The organism is Vibrio sp. 1557, assembly GCF_033340175.1.
Taxonomy (GTDB): Bacteria; Pseudomonadota; Gammaproteobacteria; order Enterobacterales; family Vibrionaceae; genus Vibrio; species Vibrio alginolyticus.
Map to the genome: position 1 here is coordinate 1 of NZ_JAWOVZ010000002.1, position 15591 is coordinate 15591.

The 15591-nt window shown below is 43.8% G+C and carries 14 protein-coding genes; 5 read left to right on the plus strand and 9 right to left on the minus strand.

Annotation, left to right across the window (positions count from 1 at the left end):
* Positions 1-194: 194 nt before the first annotated feature.
* Entirely contained in the window at positions 195-1628 is a 1434-nt protein-coding gene (nhaC, locus tag R7070_RS03270) for a Na+/H+ antiporter NhaC (RefSeq protein WP_206954792.1), read from the minus strand.
* A 431-nt stretch (positions 1629-2059) separates the two neighbouring features.
* On the opposite strand from nhaC, the gene asd reads away from it, so the two are divergent.
* Positions 2060-3175 carry an aspartate-semialdehyde dehydrogenase gene (gene asd, locus R7070_RS03275; protein WP_005380727.1) on the plus strand — a complete coding sequence of 372 codons (1116 nt, stop codon included), beginning with the start codon at positions 2060-2062 and terminating at the stop codon, positions 3173-3175.
* 57 nt (positions 3176-3232) lie between these two features.
* On the opposite strand, the gene R7070_RS03280 is transcribed toward asd, so the two are convergent.
* On the minus strand, positions 3233-4096 hold the full coding sequence (locus R7070_RS03280; RefSeq protein ID WP_005380728.1) for an ion transporter: 864 nt from the start codon (positions 4094-4096) through the stop codon (positions 3233-3235).
* Positions 4097-4131: 35 nt separating this feature from the next.
* Positions 4132-4770 carry a YchE family NAAT transporter gene (locus R7070_RS03285; RefSeq protein WP_005380729.1) on the minus strand — a complete coding sequence of 213 codons (639 nt, stop codon included), beginning with the start codon at positions 4768-4770 and terminating at the stop codon, positions 4132-4134.
* Positions 4771-5420: 650 nt separating this feature from the next.
* On the opposite strand from R7070_RS03285, the gene adhE reads away from it, so the two are divergent.
* Positions 5421-8123 (plus strand): bifunctional acetaldehyde-CoA/alcohol dehydrogenase, encoded by a 2703-nt coding sequence (gene adhE / locus R7070_RS03290; RefSeq protein WP_005380731.1) that lies wholly within the window; start codon positions 5421-5423, stop codon positions 8121-8123.
* A 143-nt stretch (positions 8124-8266) separates the two neighbouring features.
* Here the strand turns inward: adhE and R7070_RS03295 are convergent, their stop codons facing one another.
* The 3 genes from R7070_RS03295 to sodB form a co-directional block, all read right to left on the minus strand.
* Positions 8267-9010: an SDR family oxidoreductase gene (locus R7070_RS03295; protein WP_005380732.1), complete on the minus strand. Its 744-nt coding sequence runs from the start codon at positions 9008-9010 to the stop codon at positions 8267-8269.
* A 134-nt stretch (positions 9011-9144) separates the two neighbouring features.
* Positions 9145-9648, minus strand: coding sequence for a VC2046/SO_2500 family protein (locus R7070_RS03300; RefSeq protein WP_033907342.1), 504 nt, complete (start codon positions 9646-9648; stop codon positions 9145-9147).
* Between the two features lie 154 nt (positions 9649-9802).
* Positions 9803-10387: a superoxide dismutase [Fe] gene (sodB, locus tag R7070_RS03305; protein WP_005396533.1), complete on the minus strand. Its 585-nt coding sequence runs from the start codon at positions 10385-10387 to the stop codon at positions 9803-9805.
* A 285-nt stretch (positions 10388-10672) separates the two neighbouring features.
* Between sodB and R7070_RS03310 the strand changes: the two genes are divergently transcribed.
* Positions 10673-11008 (plus strand): Grx4 family monothiol glutaredoxin, encoded by a 336-nt coding sequence (locus tag R7070_RS03310; RefSeq protein WP_017635833.1) that lies wholly within the window; start codon positions 10673-10675, stop codon positions 11006-11008.
* A 74-nt stretch (positions 11009-11082) separates the two neighbouring features.
* Complete coding sequence (locus R7070_RS03315; RefSeq protein WP_132936849.1) at positions 11083-11712, plus strand: DsbA family protein; 630 nt, start codon at positions 11083-11085, stop codon at positions 11710-11712.
* A gap of 78 nt (positions 11713-11790) precedes the next feature.
* Here the strand turns inward: R7070_RS03315 and R7070_RS03320 are convergent, their stop codons facing one another.
* Both R7070_RS03320 and rnt read right to left on the minus strand, forming a co-directional pair.
* Positions 11791-13116 carry a Na+/H+ antiporter family protein gene (locus R7070_RS03320; RefSeq protein ID WP_256900111.1) on the minus strand — a complete coding sequence of 442 codons (1326 nt, stop codon included), beginning with the start codon at positions 13114-13116 and terminating at the stop codon, positions 11791-11793.
* Positions 13117-13144: 28 nt separating this feature from the next.
* A complete protein-coding gene (rnt, locus tag R7070_RS03325; RefSeq protein WP_005384888.1) occupies positions 13145-13789 on the minus strand; it encodes a ribonuclease T in 645 nt (214 codons plus the stop codon).
* 341 nt (positions 13790-14130) lie between these two features.
* Between rnt and motY the strand changes: the two genes are divergently transcribed.
* Positions 14131-15012: a flagellar protein MotY gene (motY, locus tag R7070_RS03330; RefSeq protein ID WP_005384887.1), complete on the plus strand. Its 882-nt coding sequence runs from the start codon at positions 14131-14133 to the stop codon at positions 15010-15012.
* A gap of 120 nt (positions 15013-15132) precedes the next feature.
* On the opposite strand, the gene R7070_RS03335 is transcribed toward motY, so the two are convergent.
* The gene (locus R7070_RS03335; RefSeq protein ID WP_005384886.1) at positions 15133-15567 is read right to left on the minus strand and encodes a DUF2753 domain-containing protein; all 435 of its coding nucleotides are present in this window, start codon (positions 15565-15567) and stop codon (positions 15133-15135) included.
* Positions 15568-15591: the final 24 nt, after the last annotated feature.

Sequence of the window (15591 nt, forward strand, 5' to 3'; positions counted from 1 at the left end):
CTACAGTGAGTTTAAAAGCGAGGGAGTAATCGCGCTGAGTTCTTTTAGTTGTTGATTTCATAACACTCTCCAATTTTTTGGGGGGGAAAGTGTCAACCTTATTTAGGACGGCACAGGAAATAAAAAAAGAGCGCTTTAAAGCGCTCTTTTTTAGTATTGAATTCGGAAGGGAGGTTCTTCCTATCTCTGCGAAGTTAAGCGGTTTGCTGCTTTAATTCGCCTTCAGCTTCTTCAACTGCTTCTGCTGTTGGTTCGCACTTATCAACAAACCAACCCATGTAAGAAGTGAAGATCGTTACGATGATACATACAAAACTCAGCCACATGAACGGGGCATAAGACAGTGTAGCAACACCCAAAATACTGGCCATGTAGATACCGTTGTCACTCCAAGGGACCATACCTGAGGTTAGCGTGCCGCCAAATTCTGCGTTACGAGACAAATTCTTACGTTTGTAGCCTAGACGGTCATAGTTCTTCGCACAGATTTTTGGGGTCAGGATAAGTGAAACGTACATCGCTGAACCAAATACGTTGCCCATAAAGGCCGTACCAATTGTGCTTGTTGCCAATGAACCTGCACTTTGAACGCGTTTTTCAAACAGCTTCGCGATAGTCTCTAGCACGCCTACTTTATCTAGTAGACCGCCAAAACCAAGGCCGAATACGATAACCGCTACCGACCCAAGCATTGAAGACATGCCGCCACGGTTAAGGATTGAGTCAATGAAATCTACGCCAGATGAGATTGCAAACGGAGCCCAAGCCGTGTTGAACGCGGTTAGGAAATCGACATCTTGGATCATCACTGCCCAAATAATACCTAGCAGAGAACCAAAACTGATCACTGGGAATGAAGGCATACGCATCGCTAGAAGTGACAATACGATGACCACAGGAACAAATGAGTAAGGGGTGATGTAGAACTGCTGTTCCATCGCCTTAATGACAGAGTCTACCTGGCTCATGTCAACTTGACCTGCGTAGTGGAAGCCAAATGCAGTAAACATAATGCCTGTAATAATGTAGCTAATGAGTGCTATCGGCAACATGCCTTTAATATGTTCCATCACTTCAACGTTAGACATAGATGAAGCAAGGATTACTGAATCCGATAGAGGCGACATTTTGTCACCAAAGTAACAGCCTGAAAGTACGGCACCTGCAGTGATTGGCGCAGGAACACCAAGACCTTGACCGATGCCCATCATTGCAATACCTGCCGTGCCAGCCGCACCCCAAGATGTGCCAGTCGCTAGCGCAGTCAATGAACAGATGATCATGGTCGCGAGCAAAAAGATGGAAGGGTGGATTGCTTTAAGGCCGTAGTAAATAATGGTTGGAACAATACCACCAGAGATCCAAGTACCTACAAGCGCGCCAACGGCCAAAAGGATTAAAACGGCTCCAAGTCCATTGGAAATGCCATTTAGTGCTGCTTTTTCCAGATCTTTATACTGATGGCCAAGCTTTATGCCCAATATCATGACAATGAACCAACCGATGTATAGCGCTAGCTGAATCGGTAGGTCTAGCTTGGCTGTGAACGAAAATGCCAGCAGGAGAAATAAACCGAGCGAGATAAATACCTGTATCAAGCTTGGTAGGCGTGGTGTAACTTGCTTCATATGTGCCTCTGTCAATCTTGGAGCAATAGAGGAAGGCGCTCCTTGTTGTAATCGCGCATAACATACATTAACAAAAATTATATTTCGAACATTTGGTGTTTTATCTTGATGTTCGTCGGTAAAAACGTTTGCTTGTGAAATTAACTGTTAGTTTGTTTTAACTTTTTTGGTTTTAAATGTTGTGTAATGTGAAATTATTGTGCTTCATGTGTTATTTTCTCATTGAGTGGTAAGACCAATTAGGGGGCTAAAGTGCTTTCCCTACTTGAAAAATGGTTAAAACCGCAAACCAAACACTAAAAAATCTCGTGTAACCCGGTTTTTCAGAGGAAAAGGTTAAAAAACGCGCTTATTTACAAAATAGGGGTTGAGATTTTGCTGTGAAAAATTAACTATGGGGTAGGTTTTTTAATACATGGAGAGTTAATACGATGAGAGTTGGTTTAGTTGGTTGGCGCGGTATGGTTGGTTCAGTCCTTATGCAGCGTATGGTTGAAGAGAAAGACTTCGACCTAATCGAACCAGTATTCTACAGTACTTCTCAAGTTGGTATTCCTGCTCCTAACTTAGGAAAAGACGCAGGCTTACTGCAAGACGCATATGATATTGAAAGCTTAAAACAGCTTGATGCGGTAATCACCTGTCAAGGTGGTAGCTACACAGAAAAAGTTTTCCCTGCACTTCGTCAGGCTGGTTGGAAAGGCTACTGGATTGACGCGGCCTCTACGCTACGTATGGCTGAAGATTCGATCATCACACTTGATCCAGTGAACTTAAAGCAAATCCAACAAGGCATCCACGGTGGCACGAACACATTTGTCGGTGGTAACTGTACGGTTAGTTTAATGCTAATGGGGCTAGGTGGTCTATTTGAGAAAGGCCTTGTTGAGTGGACAAGCGCAATGACTTATCAAGCCGCATCTGGTGCTGGTGCGCAAAATATGCGTGAGTTGATCTCGCAAATGGGCGTTATCAATGACTCTGTGAGCTCTGAACTTGCAAACCCATCAAGCTCTATCCTAGATATTGATAAGAAAGTTGCGGATACAATGCGCAGCGGCTCTTTCCCTACCGATAAATTCGGTGTGCCACTAGCTGGTTCGTTGATCCCATGGATCGATGTGAAGCGCGATAATGGTCAGAGTAAAGAAGAGTGGAAAGCGGGCGCTGAGGCGAATAAAATTTTGGGTTCTCAAAGTTCACCTGTTCCAATTGACGGTACTTGTGTGCGTATTGGCGCGATGCGTTGTCACTCTCAAGCACTTACTATCAAGCTTAAACAAAATGTACCAATGGACGAAATCGAAGAAATCATCGCCACTCATAACGATTGGGTGAAAGTGATTCCTAACGACCGTGACATCACTGCTCAAGAGCTAACGCCGGCAAAAGTTACGGGCACAATGTCTGTACCAGTGGGTCGTCTACGTAAGATGGCAATGGGTGATGATTTCCTAAATGCTTTCACTGTTGGTGACCAACTGCTTTGGGGTGCTGCGGAGCCATTGCGTCGTACTCTGCGAATTATTCTGTCTGAGAAAGCATAATCACATCAATCCTTTATTTGATGACAAAATAAAAGAGCTCCTTAGGGAGCTCTTTTTTCATGCGTCGTCTTCCGTTCGAACGACTCTTTTGTCTGGATCGGCCAGTTCACTACCACAATGTTTACAGTAAATTGCGTCAGAGTCGTGCCCTGCGTGGGAGCAGTTTGGGCATTTCACCAATACTTTGTGCGATTGCATCTCTTGGTGTAATTCGGCAGTGAAAATACCTGTAGGTACCGCCAAAATGGAATAACCCAGTAACATGGTGAGTGATGCAAGCCCTTTACCTAGGTCTGTTTGAGGGACCAAGTCACCATAACCAACCGTTGTGATGGTCACGATCGCCCAATAAATACTTTTAGGAATGCTAGTAAATCCGTTTTCAGGTCCTTCAATGATAAAAATCAATGAGCCGAAAATCGTTACCATAATGGCGACGGAACTAAAGAAGATAAAAATCTTTCTGCGCGCCATAAGCAGTGAACGTAAGAGGATATTGGACTCTTGGAGGTATCGGACTAACTTGAGTATGCGGAATATTCGCATCACTCGCAGCGCCCTGATCACACCCATAAACGAAGCGGATGGGAAGAAGAGTGCTAAATAGGTGGGCAAAATCGCAAGTAAATCGACGACACCATAAAAACTCTTTGCGTAGGCGGCAGGTTTAGGAGAGCAATAAAGCCTTAGAAGGTATTCAATCGTGAATAGGCCAGTAAATGTGTATTCAATAAACTTCAGCTCTTTTTCCCACTCGGCCCGAACGGAGGGTATCGAATCTAACACCAGTACGATTAACGAACTGATGATCGCGATAATGAGAGCAATATCGAACGTTTTACCAGCTTTGGTATGAGTACCAAAAATGGTGACATATAGAGTATGTTTAAGAGAGTCAGTCGTCATGACAAAGCGATCCATTGTTGAATCGCTCTATCATACAATTTTATAGAAACTCAGGCTAATCCTGGAAATAAGTTGCGTAAGCCATTCGCAATGAACTCTATGCCAAGCGCGCCCAATATCAAACCCATGATACGAGTAATGACGTTGATTCCAGTTTGACCTAAAAATCGTACGATCAATGGGGCAGAGCGGAACAATAGCCATGAACAAAGGCAGAACAAACCAATCGTAATACTAATGCCCACGGTATCGAACATGCTTGGGTAGCGTGCACCATAAACAATAGTCGAACTGATTGCACCAGGACCTGCCATTAAAGGCATTGCAAGAGGGACCACACCAATCTGTTCACGACTGACGTATTCCGTTTTCTCTTGTTTGTTCTGCTTATCTTCCCCCAGTTTACCGCTCATCATCGAGAATGCGATGCTAAGTAATAGCAACCCGCCAGCGACACGAAACGAATCCAGAGAAATACTGAACATGTCTAACAGTAACTGACCAGCAAAAAGCGAAATGATCAGGATGATCGCAACAGCCACATTTGCTGTTGTTGCCGTATTGCGCTTTTCGTCTGGTGTCATATGCCCGGTTAGTGACACAAACACAGGCATGATACCAACAGGGTTTACTGCGGCGACCAAACCGAGAAAAAACTGCAAGAAGATAGCAAGTTCAAAAGTTTGCATGTTGCGTACTCATCAAAGTTCACATTAGTGAAAAGGAGAAGGGGTAATTTGGGCGTAATGTAAGGCAAAAGTTAGGTTGTAAGAAATGAAAAAAACTAACGCATTCCCTGCCATTTAAGTGAGAAAAACTAATTCTTTAATAAACTGTATCTAATCTGGAAAGGAAATGTTACGTATAAAGTTGCTGATAAATTGCACTGTTTTACATAAACGTTAACATTCGCACATTTTTGATAAAAACCAAGGTGGTTTGTAGAGAGATGTATTCGGTTCGATATACTCTCAGTAGCACAAAGAATTGGGCCTACATGTAATTTTGTTGGTCAAAAATGAAACTTTTTTACAGGTTGTTGTAGTTTCTTTTATTTATTTGTCCATTTGCTTCTTTTTTACTCAATAAAAAATGAAAGTTAATTTATTTGTTTATCAGTGATTTATGTCATTTTGGTGTGATGAGGCACCACTTTGGTAGTATTTAGGTGGTGAGAACTGATCCAAGTCAATTTTTTTCACACTCTGAAATATTATACTCAGTCCTGAAAGCAATTTACTAAGACGTTTGTTTTCTAAGTGACTGATAAACAGTAAAAACGATAAGTAATAGCCTTAGTAAAAAGTTTTTAATATTTGTTAATTTTAGGAGATTCCCTATGCCTGTAACTAATATGGCTGAACTAGATGCAATGGTTGCTCGCGTTAAGAAAGCGCAAGAAGAGTTCGCTACTTACTCTCAAGAGCAAGTAGATAAAATCTTTCGTGCAGCATCGCTTGCAGCTAACCAGGCCCGTATCCCGCTAGCTCAACAAGCGGTAGAAGAATCTGGTATGGGTATTGTTGAAGATAAAGTAATCAAGAACCACTTTGCTTCTGAGTTTATCTACAACAAATACAAAGACGAACAAACGTGTGGCATCTTAGAAGAGGATGACAACCTAGGTACTATGACTATCGCTGAGCCTGTAGGCATCATCTGCGGTATCGTACCAACGACTAACCCAACTTCTACAGCGATCTTCAAATCTCTAATCTCTTTGAAGACTCGTAACGGTATCATCTTCTCACCACATCCACGTGCGAAAAACTCAACTAACGATGCAGCTAAACTCGTTCTAGATGCAGCAGTAGCAGCAGGCGCACCAAAAGACATCATCGGTTGGATCGACCAGCCTTCTGTTGAGCTTTCAAACGCTCTAATGAAACACGATGACATCGCGCTTATCCTTGCAACTGGTGGTCCAGGCATGGTTAAAGCAGCATACTCTTCTGGTAAGCCAGCAATCGGTGTAGGTGCAGGTAACGTGCCGGTTGTTATCGATGAAACAGCAGACATCAAACGTGCTGTTGCTTCTATCCTTATGTCTAAGACTTTCGACAACGGGGTAGTATGTGCTTCTGAGCAAGCTGCAATCGTAGTTGATGAAGTATACGACGAAGTGAAAGAGCGTTTTGCTTCTCACAAAGCTTATGTCCTAAGCAAAGCAGAAGCTGATAAAGTTCGTAAAGTGCTTCTTATCGATGGCGCGCTAAACGCGAAAATCGTAGGTCAGCCAGCAGCAGCAATCGCTGAAATGGCAGGCGTTAAAGTTCCAGCAGACACTAAAGTTCTTGTTGGTGAAGGTCTGGGCAAAGTATCTCACGATGACGCATTCGCTCACGAGAAACTATCTCCAACTCTAGGTCTATTCCGTGCTGACAACTTCGAAGACGCGGTTGCTCAAGCGGTAACTATGGTTGAGATTGGTGGTATCGGCCACACATCTGGTCTTTACACTAACCAAGATACTAACGCTGACCGTATCCGTTACTTCGGTGACAAGATGAAGACAGCTCGTATCCTAATCAACATCCCGACTACTCACGGCGGTATCGGTGACTTGTACAACTTCAACGTTGCGCCATCTCTAACGCTAGGTTGTGGTTCTTGGGGTGGTAACTCTATCTCTGAGAACGTAGGTCCTAAACACCTAATCAACAAGAAAACTGTAGCGAAGCGAGCTGAAAACATGTTGTGGCATAAACTACCTAAGTCAATCTACTTCCGTCGTGGTAGCCTTCCAATCGCACTGGGCGACCTAGAAGGTAAGAAACGTGCATTCCTAGTAACTGACCGTTTCCTATTCAACAACGGTTACGCAGATGACGTAGTAAGCCTACTAAAAGCTCAAGGCATGGAAGTTCAAACATTCTTCGATGTTGAAGCTGACCCAACACTGTCTGTAGTAGAAAAAGGTGCGGCTCAAATGGCTAGCTACCAACCTGACGTTATCCTAGCGCTAGGCGGTGGTTCACCAATGGATGCAGCGAAAATCATGTGGGTAATGTACGAGCACCCAGAAACTCACTTTGAAGAACTAGCAATGCGCTTTATGGACATCCGTAAACGTATCTACAAGTTCCCTAAAATGGGTAAAAAAGCTGAGCTTGTATGTATCACTACAACTTCAGGTACTGGTTCAGAAGTTACTCCATTCGCGGTTGTTACTGACGACAAGACTGGTGCGAAATACCCACTAGCTGACTACGAAATCACGCCAAACATGGCAATCGTTGATGCGAACCTAGTAATGAACATGCCTAAGTCTCTAACAGCATTTGGTGGTTACGATGCCGTAACTCACGCTCTAGAAGCTTACGTTTCTGTTCTTGCTAACGAATACTCAGATGGCCAAGCTCTTCAAGCACTTAAGATGCTAAAAGAGTACCTACCATCAAGCTATGCGAACGGTGCAAATGACCCAATCGCTCGTGAGAAAGTACACAACGCAGCTACTATCGCTGGTGTTGCATTTGCGAACGCATTCCTAGGTGTTTGTCACTCAATGGCTCACAAACTGGGTGCTGAGTTCCACTTGCCACACGGCCTAGCTAACGCACTACTTATCTCTAACGTGGTACGTTACAACGCGAACGACAATCCAACTAAACAAACTGCGTTCTCTCAATACGACCGTCCACAAGCACGTCGTCGTTACGCTGAAGTTGCTGACCACCTAGGCCTAAGCCAAGAAGGTGACCGTACTGCTCAGAAGATTGAACGTCTACTAGCATGGTTGGATGAACTAAAAGTTAACCTAGACATCCCAATGTCTATCCAAGCGGCAGGTGTTGCTGAATCAGATTTCGTAGCGAAACTGGATGAGCTAGCGGTAGAAGCGTTCGATGACCAATGTACTGGTGCGAACCCACGTTACCCTCTAATCAGCGAACTTAAAGATGTGTTGATGGCTTCTTACTACGGTAAAGCATTTGTTGAAGGCGAAACTTTCGAAGGTACAACTGTTATCAAGAAGAAAGCAGACCAAGAAGCAGCAAAAGCAGCACCTAAAGCAAAGAAAGAAAAAGCTGACGCGTAATTAAAAAATCGAGTGAGCAAGGTTTTCGCTAGCACGGAACCTTAATCGGGAAAAGGTTAAAGCCTCAGTCAAATGACTGGGGCTTTTTTTATTTTGGTGCAGGATTTACATCTGGCTTGGGAAAACAGAGTTGCTGTGTATGCTTACACTTCGGTCGCAACTACTCGGCCACTGAAGTATTCATTCGCGACGATGTATGCTGTGTTGCGGACTAGTTCGTCTTGGATCTCAGCCCAGTGTCTCTCGTTGAGCTCTTCTTTTGTATGATTTACCGAGGGAATAACGCCGCCCACTCGAATGTTGAATGGTGTGAGTTCTTTTGCCCAGCTGTGAGTAAAACCTGACACCAACGCCGCCATGCTTTCAACTCCCGTAAAGTCTTCATGGTTGTCATGAGAAATGACGTTAACAATGACGCCTTTCTTGTTTCTGGCTCGAAAGCGCTCTGCTCCTACTTGGCCGTAGGTATAAAGGAAGCGTGCCGCAGACGACAAGTGATCAATGTAAGTACTCATTGGTTCTGGCGCCATTAAGCCAGGCATAGGGGAGCTGGTCCAGCAATTAACAATCACATCTGGTGTCGCACGTAGCTGTGATTCTATCTGGTCAAACAATAAGTTAATGGACGTTGTGTTATCACTACACACATTCATCGCATACACTTTGTCAGTGAAAGCGCTGATTTGCTCATAGCTCGCTCTCAAAGCGCTAGAATTTTGGTCACAAAGAATCAACGTTGCTCCAAGGTGAGCAAAGTGATTTGCACAGGTTCTTCCTATAACCGAACCTGCAGACGTGACGAGAATAATTGATTCTTTGATATCCATAGCACCTTCACTGTATCCATATGTGAAAAACAATACACCAGTGGTTTGTGCTAATAGCATGGTTGAAATTCGTTGGGTTCAGTGTGAAAGGCTTCAAACTAACGCTTTCGAGTGAGGACTATTGTGCGGTAATTTGTAAGATGTCACATTTCTGACGTGTAGGTATTGCAAGCTATTGGATAAAAAGCGGATCTCTATGCTTTAGCTTGAATTTGATGCTGACGTTGAGCCGTCACTAGCTGATTATATAGCCCAGCATCTGGGATCAGTTGTTTGTTGCGTTCGCCCAATCTGCGTCGCTCATGACCAGATAGGTTGTGATAAACCTCCTCTGGTAGGTTGAATGTGTCTTCAGGCAGGTAAGTCAGCGCATCTGGTTTTAGGTAATGGCTCAGCTTTGCGGAAGGCAATCCTGCATCGTGAAACTGTTTCGCTTGTTCAGCTGCGAGTTCATAGCTGCTGCTATCAGAACGAAGAGCTTGAGGTTGCGATAAACCCAATTGTTGGCGAAGAATACTGTCACTGGTGATGACTTCCTGGACCTCTTCAACTGGGACCACATCGCGAACATCATTAGAGAACATAGACAGAATCAGCGAGAAATCCGCACGACGACCTTCGTGTACGGCATGGTTAATACCATTACCGAACTGAAGTTCGTTGATAATTGCAGCTTTGTCTAACGTATGAATTTGCATGATGTTCCTCGCTCGATGCTCTTTTAACGGCGTGGATAAGAAGAACTTTAGTAAAAGAGGGAATTATTTAAAGGTGCTAGGGAAGGCGAAACAAAAAAGCCCGCTAAATAGCGAGCTTTTGAATAAGACTAAATTGAACTTAGGGGGAAGTATATTACTTCGCTAGGTTCTCAGCTACGAAGTCCCAGTTTACTAGAGCCCAGAAGCCGTTCATGTAATCAGGACGTACGTTGCGGTAATCGATGTAGTACGCGTGTTCCCATAGGTCAACAGTTAGAAGTGGTGTTGTACCTTCTTCTGTTAGAGGAGTAGCAGCGTTAGAAGTGTTAACGATCTCTAGAGAGCCATCAGCTTTCTTAACAAGCCAAGTCCATGAAGAACCGAAGTTGTTGATTGCTGAATCAGTAAACTTCGCTTTGAATTCTTCAAAAGAACCGAATGCTGCGTTGATTGCGTCTGCAACTGCGCCAGTTGGCTCGCCGCCCGCATTTGGAGCAAGACAGTGCCAGTAGAACGTGTGGTTCCAGATTTGCGCTGCGTTGTTGAATACGCCACCAGTAGAAGTCTTGATGATCTCTTCTAGAGTTTTGCCTTCGAACTCAGTACCAGGGATAAGACCGTTAAGCTTAACAACGTAAGTGTTGTGGTGCTTACCGTGGTGGTAGTCTAGAGTCTCTGCTGAGATGTGTGGTTCTAGTGCGTCTTTCGCGTAAGGAAGAGCTGGTAGTTCAAATGCCATTACTCGATTCTCCATTGATTTGAAAGGATGACCTTTCGATTGCTTCCAGTGTTTTTTTATAGCTATGTCGCCTTTAAGGCTGACTTGCTAAGTATTTTAGCAAGTTTTTACTTTATTAAAACCCCGATATGAAAATATTTTAAGAGGTTAGCAGTGGTGAAGTGCTGCATTGCTCGCCAATGAGCAATCTAAAATTAAGCCTTATTAATTATATGGTTTTTATTCTGTCGTTATTGAGTAGAATGTGGCAAATAAATAAAGTTCAAACCCATGAATGAGGAAGCGATGGAAACTATCGACAAAATCAAACAGCAGATCTCTGAAAACTCAATCCTGCTGTACATGAAAGGATCACCGAAACTACCTAGCTGTGGTTTCTCTTCTCAAGCGTCACAGGCACTAATGGCATGTGGTGAGAAGTTCGCTTACGTAGACATTCTGCAAAACCCAGATATCCGTGCTGAGTTACCAAAGTACGCGCAATGGCCAACTTTCCCTCAACTATGGGTTGAAGGTGAGCTTATCGGCGGTTGTGACATTATTCTAGAAATGTTCCAAAAAGGTGAACTGCAGCCTCTAATCAAAGAAGCAGCAGCGCGCGCTGAAGATCAAGCTGAGTAATTCGTAAATACTCACATTTAGCGATAGAATACGAAGGAGCCGTACTGGCTCCTTTTTCTTTTTAGGTTAGTGGAATGAACATAAAGCTTTACTACGTGCATGACCCAATGTGCAGTTGGTGTTGGGGTTACAAACCAACGCTGGATAAACTAAAACAGCAACTGCCAGGTGTGATTCAGTTTGAGTATGTGGTTGGTGGTCTTGCGCCAGATACTAATTTACCGATGCCGCCCGAGATGCAACAAAAACTCGAAGGTATTTGGAAGCAGATTGAGCGCCAGTTAGGCACTAAGTTTAACTACGATTTCTGGAAGCTTTGTACGCCAGTTAGAAGCACTTACCAATCTTGTCGTGCGGTTATTGCAGCGGGCTTTCAAGACTCTTATGAGCAGATGCTAGAAGCGATTCAGCATGCGTATTACTTACGTGCGATGCCTCCTCATGAAGAAGCCACTCACTTGCAACTAGCGAGAGAAATTGGCTTGAATGTTCAGCAATTCAAGAATGACATGGATGGCTCTTTCTTAGAAGGTGTGTTCGAAGATCAATTGAGCCTTGCAAAGAGCCTAGGTGTGAGCTCTTACCCTAGCTTGGTTCTTAAAATTAACGACGCTTATTTTCCGATTGCCATCGATTACCTTTCGACAGAACCAACCTTGAAGCTGATTCGTGAGCGTATTATTGACAATATGCCAGCGCAATAACCACAGTTATGAATAACAAAAAGCCGCTCATTGAGCGGCTTTTTCGTAACTAAATGTATATCCATCCAAACAATAGTATTAAAGCACCATTGCTGCAATCCAACCAAAGATGATTAGAGGGATATTGTAATGGATAAAGGTTGGAACGACTGTTTCCCAAATGTGCTCATGTTGACCGTCGGCATTTAGACCAGATGTAGGGCCTAATGTAGAGTCAGAAGCTGGAGAGCCTGCATCACCTAACGCCGCTGCAGTACCTACCAGTGCAATCGTTGCCATCGGCGAGAAACCGAATGCTAGCGCAAGAGGCACATAGATAGTTGCAAGGATTGGAATCGTAGAGAACGATGAACCAATGCCCATTGTTACTAATAGACCAACGATCAGCATCAGTAGTGCAGCTAGAGGCTTATTGTCACCGATGCTGGTTGATAGCGATTGTACTAGTGTTTCAACACCGCCAGTTTGCTTCATTACTGCTGCAAAACCTGCCGCTGCAATCATGATGAAGCCAATCATTGCCATCATGTGTACACCTTTAGTGAACACGTCGTGTGTCTCTTTCCATGCAATAACGCCGCCGAAAGTAAACACCATAAAGCCAGCTAGAGCACCGATAATCATTGAACCCGTGTAAAGCTGAACACCCAATGCAGCGACAATACCAAGTGCCGCAACCAAGATGTGCTTTTTATTGATGACATGATCGGTTTCGTCAACGACAGTCAACTCAGTTTCTTTGTAGACACGCGGTTTACGATAGCTAACAAAGATAGCCAGTAATAGACCAAACAGCATGCCTGCACCTGGCAGTAACATGGCGGTTGGGACTTGGCCTGCAACCACGTTTTCCAAACCGTTGTCATGTAGGTTCTTTAATAGAATGTTGTTTAAGAAAATACCGCCGAAACCAACAGGTAAGATCATGTAAGGTGTGATCAAACCGAAGGTAAGAACACACGCGACCAAACGTCGGTCGAGCTTAAGTTTCGCGAATACGCCCAAAAGAGGTGGAATCAAAATTGGAATAAAGGCGATATGGACCGGAATTACGTTCTGAGATGACATCGTGACAAGCACTAACGCCACCAACACGGCGTACTTTAAGCCAGTAATGGAAGCGGAGTTTTCTTTACCATTTAAGCGCTTGATAACACTTTTGGCCAGTAGATCCGTGATGCCTGATTTCGAGATGGCAACAGCGAAAGTACCTAACATGGCGTAGCTTAGCGCGATAGTTGCACCGCCACCTAGACCACTTTCAAATGCGGCAACCGTATCCCCAAGGCTCATGCCTGCGACTAGGCCGCCTACGATGGCACTAAACGTGAGGGCAACCACCACGTTTACGCGCATCAATGCTAACACGAGCATGACGCACACTGATATAACGACAGGATTCATACTTTTCCTAATATGTTGTGTTTACTTATTATTCTTCGTCGACAAGCGGCCAACCGCCGAGGGCCTTCCATTTGTTGACAATACCGCAGAATAATTCTGCTGTTTTTTGTGTATCGTAAAGCGCAGAGTGTGCTTCACGGTTATCAAATTCCATCCCGGCTGTTTTGCATGCTTTAGCGAGAACTGTTTGGCCATAAGCAAGGCCACTTAATGTAGCCGTATCAAAAGTAGCAAAGGGATGAAAAGGGACTCTTTTTAGTTTACAGCGTTCATTTGCTGCATTTACAAAACCCAAGTCGAATGCTGCGTTATGAGCAACCATAATTGCACGTGAGCAATCTGCGGCTTTTTGTTCTTTGCGAATAAGCTTATAAATTTCCTTTAGCGCCTCTTGCTCAGAAACAGCACCACGAAGAGGGCTGAAAGGGTCACGAATACCATTGAATTCAAGCGCTTCTTTTTCTAAGTTAGCGCCTTCAAATGGCTCCACATGAAAATGAATGGTGGAGGCCGGATGCAACACGCCATGTTCGTCCATTTTCAACGTAACGGCACAGATTTCTAAAAGTGCATCAGTTTGAGCATTGAAACCAGCGGTCTCAACGTCTACTACCACAGGGAAATAACCACGAAAGCGTTTTTTCAAGGTTAGAGCTTCATTTTCTAGTGTCATGTTGGCTTATTTTTGTGTGACGAAGGCTGCATTATTGCAGATTATACCGATGAGAAAAACCGCAATTTAAGAGAAAACCGGAATTCTATTTTGCATCCAATCAATAAGTTTGTATTGCATATTATGTAGACGTTTATTCGCCATACTTTGCATCATGTAAACCGATAAAACATGAGGAAGTAAAACGCTAAGTGGCGGTTAAGGTGATTGGAACACGGTGGCTCACATTAATGGCAGTGTGACAGATAACCCTATATTGGCGAGATTTTTGCATGCCGGTTGAAGTAATTTTATTGATGCAAATTGACGGCAACAGACTGCCGTTTAAGAGACAGTATTAGATGAAGAAATGGCTGATTACCAGTGGTGTTGTATTTTCGTTGTTTAGCACAAGCAGCTTCGCTTTGATGGGCAAACGTTATGCTGCAACTCCACAGCAATCTCAATGGGAAATGGTGGTCAATACACCATTAGAATGTCAGCTTGTACACCCCATTCCAAGCTTTGGAGATGCGGTATTTTCATCTCGTGCAAATAAAAAAATCAATTTAGACTTTGAGTTAAAAATGCGTCGCCCGATGGGAGAAACACGTAACGTCAGTCTCATTTCTATGCCGCCACCTTGGCGACCAGGTGAACACGCCGATCGAATTACAAACTTAAAGTTTTTTAAACAGTTTGATGGTTATGTCGGAGGGCAAACAGCATGGGGCATTTTGTCTGAGCTGGAAAAAGGCCGTTATCCGACTTTTAGTTACCAAGATTGGCAGAGCCGAGATCAGAGAATTGAAGTCGCATTGTCATCAGTACTGTTTCAAAACAAGTACAACGCGTTTAGCGACTGTATTTCCAACTTATTGAAATACAGTTTCGAGGACATTGCTTTTACGATTTTGCACTACGAAAGACAAGGTGATCAGTTAACCAAGGCTTCTAAAAAGCGTTTATCACAAATTGCAGATTATATCCGACATAATCAAGATATCGATCTCGTGCTGGTGGCGACGTACACAGATTCAACCGATGGTAAAAGTGCGAGTCAAAGTTTATCAGAGCGACGTGCAGAGTCACTTCGTGACTATTTTCAGTCTCTAGGGCTACCGGAAGATCGAATTCAAGTGCAAGGGTACGGCAAGCGTCGTCCTATTGCAGATAACGGTTCGCCAATAGGAAAAGACAAAAACCGCCGAGTCGTGATATCTCTAGGGCGAACCCAAGTGTGATGCATATAAAAACGCCGAAGCTGAAAGCTTCGGCATTTTTGATTTACTGACGTTGTTAATAATATTTTAGTGGTATTTTGCCAAGCACGTTTCGGTGATTCCTGCTGTATAATTTGAATGTTAGTTTAAGCGGAATTTGGCAATGACTTCGCAATTGGTGGCGGTATCGATTTTTTCAACCTGTTTGGCAATAGCCGGATTAGGGTGACGCTTCATAAAGTCTATCAACGCCTTAGTACAGCATCCTATCGAGTCGATAAAGCTTGCACACTCTTTATTTGGGCATTGTGGGATAAGTGTTAAGACCTTCTCAGAGGCCAGTTGAAGGTATTTGAGTTCATAGTCAGTATCTCCAGCCCAACGCCAGAACTGAGCTAAGTTATGACAAGAAATCACAGAAATTAATAATCGCTCGTCCGCCTCAATTTCCACACATTCGCTGATATCTTCACTCAGGCTTAGGGCTTGCTGGTAATGAAGAATGCTGCGAACAGGGTCATCTAGTTGAAGTGCCGTATCGGCTAGAAGTGTGTGTTTTTCCCATTCACTGATCATTATCGTAATCCCGCATATCGAAGT

Coding starts and splice junctions, on each gene's coding strand:
- nhaC (WP_206954792.1), bottom strand. CDS start 1,628: ATGAAGCAAGTTACACCACGCCTACCAAGCTTGATACAGGTATTTATC.
- asd (WP_005380727.1), top strand. CDS start 2,060: ATGAGAGTTGGTTTAGTTGGTTGGCGCGGTATGGTTGGTTCAGTCCTT.
- R7070_RS03280 (WP_005380728.1), bottom strand. CDS start 4,096: ATGGATCGCTTTGTCATGACGACTGACTCTCTTAAACATACTCTATAT.
- R7070_RS03285 (WP_005380729.1), bottom strand. CDS start 4,770: ATGCAAACTTTTGAACTTGCTATCTTCTTGCAGTTTTTTCTCGGTTTG.
- adhE (WP_005380731.1), top strand. CDS start 5,421: ATGCCTGTAACTAATATGGCTGAACTAGATGCAATGGTTGCTCGCGTT.
- R7070_RS03295 (WP_005380732.1), bottom strand. CDS start 9,010: ATGCTATTAGCACAAACCACTGGTGTATTGTTTTTCACATATGGATAC.
- R7070_RS03300 (WP_033907342.1), bottom strand. CDS start 9,648: ATGCAAATTCATACGTTAGACAAAGCTGCAATTATCAACGAACTTCAG.
- sodB (WP_005396533.1), bottom strand. CDS start 10,387: ATGGCATTTGAACTACCAGCTCTTCCTTACGCGAAAGACGCACTAGAA.
- R7070_RS03310 (WP_017635833.1), top strand. CDS start 10,673: ATGGAAACTATCGACAAAATCAAACAGCAGATCTCTGAAAACTCAATC.
- R7070_RS03315 (WP_132936849.1), top strand. CDS start 11,083: ATGAACATAAAGCTTTACTACGTGCATGACCCAATGTGCAGTTGGTGT.
- R7070_RS03320 (WP_256900111.1), bottom strand. CDS start 13,116: ATGAATCCTGTCGTTATATCAGTGTGCGTCATGCTCGTGTTAGCATTG.
- rnt (WP_005384888.1), bottom strand. CDS start 13,789: ATGACACTAGAAAATGAAGCTCTAACCTTGAAAAAACGCTTTCGTGGT.
- motY (WP_005384887.1), top strand. CDS start 14,131: ATGAAGAAATGGCTGATTACCAGTGGTGTTGTATTTTCGTTGTTTAGC.
- R7070_RS03335 (WP_005384886.1), bottom strand. CDS start 15,567: ATGATCAGTGAATGGGAAAAACACACACTTCTAGCCGATACGGCACTT.